Source organism: Catenulispora sp. GAS73, from assembly GCF_041262085.1.
GTDB lineage: Bacteria > Actinomycetota > Actinomycetes > Streptomycetales > Catenulisporaceae > Catenulispora.
The window spans coordinates 1-7,825 of sequence record NZ_JBGCCM010000086.1 but is presented as its reverse complement, the minus strand read 5'-3'; the positions used below and the strand labels follow the sequence as shown (position 1 = coordinate 7,825).

The window sequence follows — 7,825 nt, the reverse complement described above, 5'->3', positions numbered from 1 at the left end:
TCGCTGTAGAGCGCCCGCCGGAGGCCTCAAGGCGCCCACCACGCACGACGATTGCCGCCTACGACATGCGCAGTGACTCGGACCGGCGCGTGGTCGTGCCCACGAAAACCGCCAGCCGCCAGCGCAACATGCGGGGCACAACCGAACTGCGTCCCCCCGCGAGGTCATCAAACCATGCGCGAAGCCGTAAAAAGCCTTGAAAACCACCACGCAAACCGCACCAGCCCCCACCACCCGCCCACCTCACCCCCATCACGGCGTTGCCGAAAGGTTACCCACCCAGCCGCCCCGACCCCTTCCGCCGCGACAATATTTAGTTTACTTTACTGACGAACTCGCACCGCGCTTCATCCCCGCTTCACCCCCGCACCATCCAGGCCCCACCCCCGCACCACCCAAGCCCCACCCCCGCACCACCCAGGCCCCACCCGCAAGGCACGACAACCCTGTCGAGGAGGACGCTTGCTTCCCCCCGTTGTGCTGGGAATCGACTTCGGCGGCACCAAAACCGCGATGGCGGTCGCCGAGCCCACGCCCGGCCCCCGCCTCGGGGCGTCCACCGTCCCGACCCACGCCGCCGACGGCGGCCGGGCCTCGCTCGGCCGGGGCCTGCGGGCCGCGCGGGCGCTGCTGGACCGGGTCGCGCCGGGGCGTGAGCCGCTCGCGGTCGGCGTGTCGACGATCGGGATCCCCAGGGAGTCCGGGGTCGATCTCGCGCCGAACATCCCCGGGTGGGCCGATCTGGCGCTGGCCAAGGAGATCCAGGCGGCCTTCCCTGCTTCCGAGATCCGGGTCGAGACCGACGTCAAGGCCGCCACCCGCGTCGAGGCCGTCGAAGGCGCGCTGAAGGACGCCGACCCCGGCCTGTATCTGAACCTCGGTACCGGTCTGGCCGTCGGCATCGTCACCAAGGGCGAGGTCATCGCCGGGCGCAACGGTGCCGCCGGGGAGATCGGCTACAACCTGCGGGCGCTCGGCGACGTCGGGCTGGCCGCCGGGCAGCGCTCGATCCTGGAGGACCGGGTGAGCGGCATCGCGCTGCTGGCCCGGGCCCGGGAGATCCAGCCGGACGCCACCGGGGCCAAGGACCTGTTCGCCGCGGCGAGCCAGGATCCGCGGGCCGCCGAGATCCTCCGGGAGTTCACCGAGGAGCTGGCGTTCCACCTGGTGAACCTGGCCATCGCCGTGGATCCGGCGCGCATCGCGGTCGGCGGCGGGATGGTCCGCTCCTGGCCGGTGCTCTACGCCCCGCTGCGGCGCGCGCTGGACGTCGCGGTGCCGTTCCCGCCAGAGCTGGTGCAAGCCGCGTTCCCGTTCGACGCGCCGCTGGCCGGCGCCCTGACCCTGGCCCGGGTCGCGGCTCGGGAGGCGGTCCCGGCCGTCGCCGACCTCGCGGCCGAAACCTCCACGACCTCAAAAGCCCCCTGATGACATCGGTCCACTCCCTCTGTGACGATCAGGGACTTCGCACCACCGGCACCACCGCACCGAGCACCACCGCACCGAGCACCACCGCACCAGGCACCAAGCACCACCGGCAGAACAGCGCGACGCACCACCGCACCACCGCACCACAACCGACAAAAGCAAGGCACCACACCGAGAAACCAACCACGGGCGCCATATCCCGCGACAGGAAAGGAACCCCAGCATGAGGCGCAGCAAGTCGTCACTGCTAGCGGTCGCCGTCTCCATAGGCCTGGCGGCCTCCGCGTGCTCCAGCACCAAGCACACCTCGGACTCCAGCGGGAGCGGGGCCAACACCGCCTCCACCGCCGGCTCGTCCACGGGGGCCCAGACCTACAAGCAAGGCGGGACGCTCACCATCTCCAACGAGCAGGGCCAGACCTGGCCGTGCTCGTTCAACCCGTACAACTCGACCTTCAACCTGGAATCCCTCGGCTTCATCTACGAGCCGCTCATCTACACCAACATCCTGCAGGACGCCAAGGAGACGCCCATGCTGGCGTCGAGCTACCAGTGGAACGCCGACAAGACGAAGATCACCTTCACCATCCGGGACGGGGTGAAGTGGAGCGACGGCCAGCCGCTGACCGCTGACGACGTGGCCTACACGTACAACCTGATGAAGCAGACCCCGGCGCTGGACAACTACTCGCTGTGGTCCGCGGCCGGCCTGACCGACGTCACCGCCACCGGCAACCAGGTCTCGATGACCTTCAAGCAGAACGCGCAGGTGTACTTCTACACCTTCGCCACGCTGGTCGGGATCATCCCCAAGCACATCTGGTCCACCGGCGACGCCGCGGCGCACCCGGACACCTGGACCGACCCGAACCCGATCGGCTCGGGTCCGTACACGGTCAAGTGCACCCCGAACAACATGGAGTACACGGCCAACCCGAACTTCTGGCAGCCCGGCAAGCCCTACGTGACCAAGCTGGAGTACCCGGCCTACCTGGACAACAGCCCGGCGAACCAGGACCTGGCCAGCGGCAAGGCGCAGTGGGGCTCGCAGTTCATCACCGGCATCAAGTCGTTCTACCTGAACAAGTCCTCGGACAACCACACCTGGTCCCCGCCGGTCCTGAACGTCGCGGTCATCCCGAACCTGGACCCCTCGCACAAGGCCACCAGCCAGCTGGGCGTCCGCCAGGCCCTCGCCTACGCGATCGACAAGGCCAAGGTCTCGGCGATCGGTGAGGACGGCCAGCAGCCGCCCGGGAACCAGACCGGCGTCGTCACCCCGACCTTCGACAAGTACAACGACGCCGCGGCCATCACCTCGGCCGGGTTCGACAAGCCGGACATGACGAAGGCCGCGCAGGCACTGGCCACCGCCGGATACAGCCCGAGCAACCCGCTGAACCTGACCATCATCTCGATCCAGGGCTACACCGACTGGGACGCCTCGATCGCGATCATCAAGGACGAGCTCAAGCCGCTGGGCATCAACATCACCGAGAGCTCGCTGACCAACCAGACGTACTACGACAAGCTCTACAAGGGCGACTTCGACCTGGCCTACGGCTCCCAGCCGTCCGCCGGCCCGTCCCCCTACACCGAACTGCGCGCGTGGCTGCACTCGGCCAACACCGCGCCGCTCGGCCAGAGCGCCTCGGCGGGCAACTTCGAGCGCTACAAGAACAGCGCGGTCGACGGCCTGCTCGACCAGTACGCCACCGCGAGCTCAGCGGACCAGCAGGTCTCGGTGATCAAGCAGGTGACCGCGCACGTGCTCCAGGACCTGCCGTTCATCCCGGTGACCGAGTCCGCGGACTGGTTCCAGTACAACACCAAGAACTTCGGTGGCTGGCCCACGTCGGACAACCCGTACGCGCAGCCCGCGGCGTACAACTACCCGGACAACGAGCAGGTGCTGCTGCACCTGTACTACAAGCCGGCCCAGTAACCGCTAACCGCGAGACCGCCCCGCGTCAGCGGGGACCGCAGGCGGCGTCCGGAGCCGTACCCCCGGACGCCGCAGCTTCCCGCCCCGCCACTCGCGTACACGGCAAATCAACGAAAGGACAGAGGGTTGAGATATCTTCTGCGCCGAGTAGGGTTCTTCCTTCTCACCCTCTGGGCTGCCCTCACGCTGAACTTCTTCCTGCCCCACTTCATGCCGGGCAGCCCGATCAACACCCTGCGCGCCCAGACCAAGGGCCGGGTCTCCGACGCCCAGCTGACGGAGATCCTGACCTCGTTCGGCTACAAGCCGCACGAGAACATCGTCCAGCAGTACTTCGACTACTTCGGCAACATGGTCACCGGCAACTGGGGCGTGTCCCTGGGCAGCTCGCTGGGCACGCCGGTGTCGAAGCTGATCGGCCAGGCGCTGCCCTGGACGCTGGGCCTGGTCGGCATCACCACGGTGCTGGCGTTCCTGCTCGGCTCGCTGGTCGGCACCGTCGCCGCGTGGCGCCGCGGCGGCGTCGTGGACTCGGTGCTGCCCTCGGTCTTCGTGGTCACCAGCGCGCTGCCGTACTTCGTCGTCGGGCTGTTCCTGATTCTGTTCCTGACGGTCGACAACACCTGGCTGCCGTCCTCCGGCAACTACGACACCTCGATCGTCCCCGGCTTCTCGCCCGGCTTCATCGGCAGCATCCTGAAGTACGCGGCGCTGCCCGCGCTGACCCTGCTGATCACCTCGGTCGGCGGCTGGGTGCTGACCATGCGGAACAACATGATCACCACGCTGGCCGAGGACTACATCCGGATGGGCCGGGCCAAGGGCCTGTCCGATCGCAAGGTGATGATGAACTACGCCGCGCGCAACGCCTTCCTGCCCAACCTGTCCGGCTTCGCGATGTCGATCGGCTTCGTGCTCACCGGCGCGATCCTGGTCGAGAAGATCTTCAACTACCCGGGTCTGGGCTACCAGCTCTACAACGCGGTCCAGAGCATCGACTACCCGATGATGCAGACCCTGTTCATGTTGTTCACGGTGGCGGTGCTCGGCGCCCTGTTGATCTGCGACCTGGTCACCGTGTGGCTGGACCCGCGTACCCGGGCGAAGGGGTGAGGAGCGTATGACGACCCTGACATCAGCGGACTCCGCGGCCGGCCCCGAGGCCCCGATCGGCCCGCCGACCGCCGGCCGGCGCCGCTCGCGCGCCAGCGTCTGGCGCGCGTTCCTGAGCAATCGCAAGGCCAACGTCGGCTTCGCCATGTTCTTCGTGCTCCTGGTGATGGCGGTCTTCCCGTCGTTGTTCACCTCGGTGTCCGACCCGACCGCGCCGGCCAAGTTCACACCGCGCCTGACCCCGTCCGGCGCGCACTGGTTCGGCACCACCTCGCTCGGCCAGGACATCTGGGCGCTGTTCGTCTACGGCGCCCGCGAACCCCTGATCATCGCGGTGGTGGCCGGCGGTCTGGCGACCATCGTCTCGGTGCTGGTCGGCGTCTCCGCGGCCTACCTCGGCGGCATCCCCGACGACGTCATCTCCTTCATCACCAACGTGGTGCTGGTCATCCCGACCTTCCCGCTGGTGATCGTGCTCTCCGCCTACGCCGGCAAGCCGACCCTGACGATCATGATCGCGGTCCTGGTGGTCACCGGCTGGTCCTACGGCGCCAACCAGATGCGCGCCCAGGCCTTGTCGTTGCGCAACCGGGACTTCCTGGAATCGGCACGCGTTCGCGGCGAGCGCCGCTCCTACATCATCGTCTGCGAGATGCTGCCGACGATGATCTCCCTGATCATCGCCAACTTCCTCGGCGCCGCCCTGTACTCGGTGCTCGCCGCCGCCGGTCTGCAGTTCCTGGGCCTGGGCGACCCGAACTCCGACAGCTGGGGCACGATGCTCTACTGGGCCGACTCGCAGTCCGCGCTGGAGTCCGGCACCGCCTGGTGGGCCGTCCTGCCGGCCATCGGCATCGCCGTCCTCGGCGTCGCCTTCGCCCTGATGAACTACGCCTTCGACGAGATCAGCAACCCGGCCCTGCGCCCCGTGCGCAGGCAGCGGGTCAAGAAGCTCGGGACGCGGCGGCGTCCCGCGCAGGCCCCCGCGACCGTCGGCGGAGGTGCGAGGAAATGAGTGAGCCGATGCTGGAACCGATGAGTGTGCTGGACACCGACCGGGACGCCCTGCTCCGGGTCACGGACCTGAGGGTGGAGTACGCCACGTCGAGCGGCCCGGTCGAGGCCGTGGCCGGCGTGAGCCTGAGCCTGGCCAAGGGCGAGTTCCTGGGCGTGGTCGGCGAGTCCGGCTGCGGGAAGTCCACGATGCTGTTCGCCATCGCCCAACTGCTCAACCCGCCGGCCTCGGTGGCCGGCGGAGAGGTGTGGTTCAAGGGCGAGAACCTGGTCGCGATGACCGCCAAGTCGCTGAACACCCTGCGCTGGCGCGACTTCTCGGTCGTGATGCAGAGCGCGATGAACGCGCTGAACCCGGTGCACAGCATCGGCCGGCAGTTCAAGGACGCGATCAAGGCGCACGCCAAGTGGTCGGACACCCAGATCCGGGTCCGCTCGGCCGAGGTGCTGGAGCTGGTCGGCATCGACCCGGTGCACCTGAAGTCGTTCCCGCACCAGCTCTCCGGCGGGATGCGGCAGCGCGCGATGATCGCGATGGCGCTGCTGTTCACGCCGGACCTGATCGTCATGGACGAGCCGACCTCCGCGCTGGACGTGGTGGCGCAGCGCTCGCTGATGGCGCAGATCAAGGAGCTGCAGAAGCAGCTGGGCTTCGCGGTGATCTTCGTGACCCACGACATGTCGCTGGTCAGCCACTTCTCCGACCGGCTGATGGTGATGTACGCGGGGCAGGTGGTGGAGCTCGGCGACACCCGCGCCGTCTTCGACCAGTCGGCGCACCCCTATAGCAAGGGGCTGCTGGACGCGTTCCCGTCGATCCGCGGCGAGAAGAAGCGGCTGACCGGCATCCCCGGCGCGCCGCCGAACCTGGCCAAGCCGCCGTCGGGCTGCCGGTTCCACCCGCGCTGCCCGGTGGCGATGGACCGCTGCAAGGTGGACGTGCCGGAGCTGTACACCGTCGGGCACGGGCAGGCGCGGTGCCTGCTGCACGAGCCGGCGGCCGTGAGCGTGGAGGTCGAGTCGTGAGTGAGAACACGAGCCGGAACCTGAGCGGGAACCCGAGCGGGGACTGGGGCAAGGACTCGGGCAAGAACTCGGGCGGGACCACCACGTTGCTGCAGACGGTGGACCTGACGCGCCACTTCCGGATCGGCGGCGGCTTCTCCCGCAACAACCTGCACGCCGTGGACCAGGTGAACCTGACCATCAACCGGCGCGAGATCGTGGCGCTGGTCGGCGAGTCCGGCAGCGGCAAGTCGACCATCGCGCGGCTGCTCGCGCAGGTCTACAAGCCGACGTCCGGCGAGATCCTGTTCGAGGGCAAGCCGCTGAGCTCGATGCACGGCCGCAAGGCGCAGCTGGGCTACCGCAGCGACGTGCCGATGGTGTTCCAGGACCCCTTCGCCTCGCTGAACCCGGCCTACCGCGTCTCCCACGGCATCACCCGCGGGCTGAAGCTGCACCGCACCGACCTGTCGGCGGCGCAGCGGGACGAGGAGGCCGAGCGCGTGGTCGAGGCGGTCGGGCTGAACCCGGCCGCGGAGATCCTGCAGCGGTATCCGTACGAGCTGTCCGGCGGCCAGCGCCAGCGCATCGGCTTCGCCCAGGCGCTGGCCTACCGGCCGAAGCTGATCCTGGCCGACGAGCCGGTGTCGATGCTGGACGTCTCGATCCGCATCGGCCTGCTGAACGTGATGGCGGACCTGCGCGAGAGCGAGGGCGTGTCGTTCCTCTACATCACGCACGACATCGCCAGCGCCCGCTACGTCAGCGACCGCGTGATGGTGATGTACGGCGGCCACATCGTGGAGGCGGGCCCGACCGAATCGCTGCTCCAGGACCCCAAGCACCCGTACACGCAGCTGCTCCTGTCGGCGGTCCCGGACCCGCGCGCGCCGCTGTCGGTGGACGTGGAGACGGCGAAGGCTGAGCCGCCGAAGGTGATCAACCCCAAGCCCGGCTGCCGGTTCCGGGACCGGTGTCCACTGGCCGAACCCATCTGCCACGAGAAGACGCCGACGCTTCTGGAGCTCGCTCCGAATCACGAGGCGGCGTGCCACGTGGCGCAGCGCGCGACGGCGGGGGTCGCCGCCGGGTAGACCGGTCGGCGCGCCGTCGTGGGGTGACCCCGGCTGTACGGACTCTTGTGGGGAGGGTCTGTGCGGTCGGGGTTTTGGTGTGGGGTGCGGGGATTTTCGGCGCTGTTAGCTTATGTGTGGGGTGGGTGCTGGTGGTGGGTGCGGTTTGGTGGTGGGTTTTAGGAGCTTTTTACGGCTTCGCGCGGGTTTAAGAAGGATCCGCTGGGTGGCGCAGTTCGGTGGTGTG

Annotated in this window: 6 protein-coding genes; all 6 read left to right on the top strand. The window is 68.5% G+C overall.

Translation table 11 applies throughout. From position 1 onward, the window contains the following. The first annotated feature begins 462 nt into the window (after positions 1 to 462). The 6 genes from ABH935_RS50720 to ABH935_RS50695 all read left to right on the top strand — a co-directional run bounded on the left by ABH935_RS50720 (position 463) and on the right by ABH935_RS50695 (position 7,599). Positions 463 to 1,428, top strand: coding sequence for an ROK family protein (locus ABH935_RS50720; RefSeq protein WP_370385217.1), 966 nt, complete (start codon positions 463 to 465; stop codon positions 1,426 to 1,428). A gap of 223 nt (positions 1,429 to 1,651) precedes the next feature. Continuing rightward, on the top strand, positions 1,652 to 3,373 hold the full coding sequence (locus tag ABH935_RS50715; protein ID WP_370385216.1) for an ABC transporter substrate-binding protein: 1,722 nt from the start codon (positions 1,652 to 1,654) through the stop codon (positions 3,371 to 3,373). A 126-nt stretch (positions 3,374 to 3,499) separates the two neighbouring features. Further along, positions 3,500 to 4,486 carry an ABC transporter permease gene (locus ABH935_RS50710; protein ID WP_370385215.1) on the top strand — a complete coding sequence of 329 codons (987 nt, stop codon included), beginning with the start codon at positions 3,500 to 3,502 and terminating at the stop codon, positions 4,484 to 4,486. 7 nt (positions 4,487 to 4,493) lie between these two features. Further along, a complete protein-coding gene (locus ABH935_RS50705; protein ID WP_370385214.1) occupies positions 4,494 to 5,501 on the top strand; it encodes an ABC transporter permease in 1,008 nt (335 codons plus the stop codon). Further along, positions 5,498 to 6,526, top strand: a complete 1,029-nt coding sequence (locus ABH935_RS50700) for an ABC transporter ATP-binding protein (protein WP_370385213.1) — start codon at positions 5,498 to 5,500, stop codon at positions 6,524 to 6,526. The genes ABH935_RS50705 and ABH935_RS50700 overlap by 4 nt, the downstream gene beginning before the upstream one ends. Next, positions 6,523 to 7,599: an ABC transporter ATP-binding protein gene (locus ABH935_RS50695; protein ID WP_370385212.1), complete on the top strand. Its 1,077-nt coding sequence runs from the start codon at positions 6,523 to 6,525 to the stop codon at positions 7,597 to 7,599. Before ABH935_RS50700 ends, ABH935_RS50695 begins: the two co-directional genes overlap by 4 nt. Positions 7,600 to 7,825 lie beyond the last annotated feature (226 nt).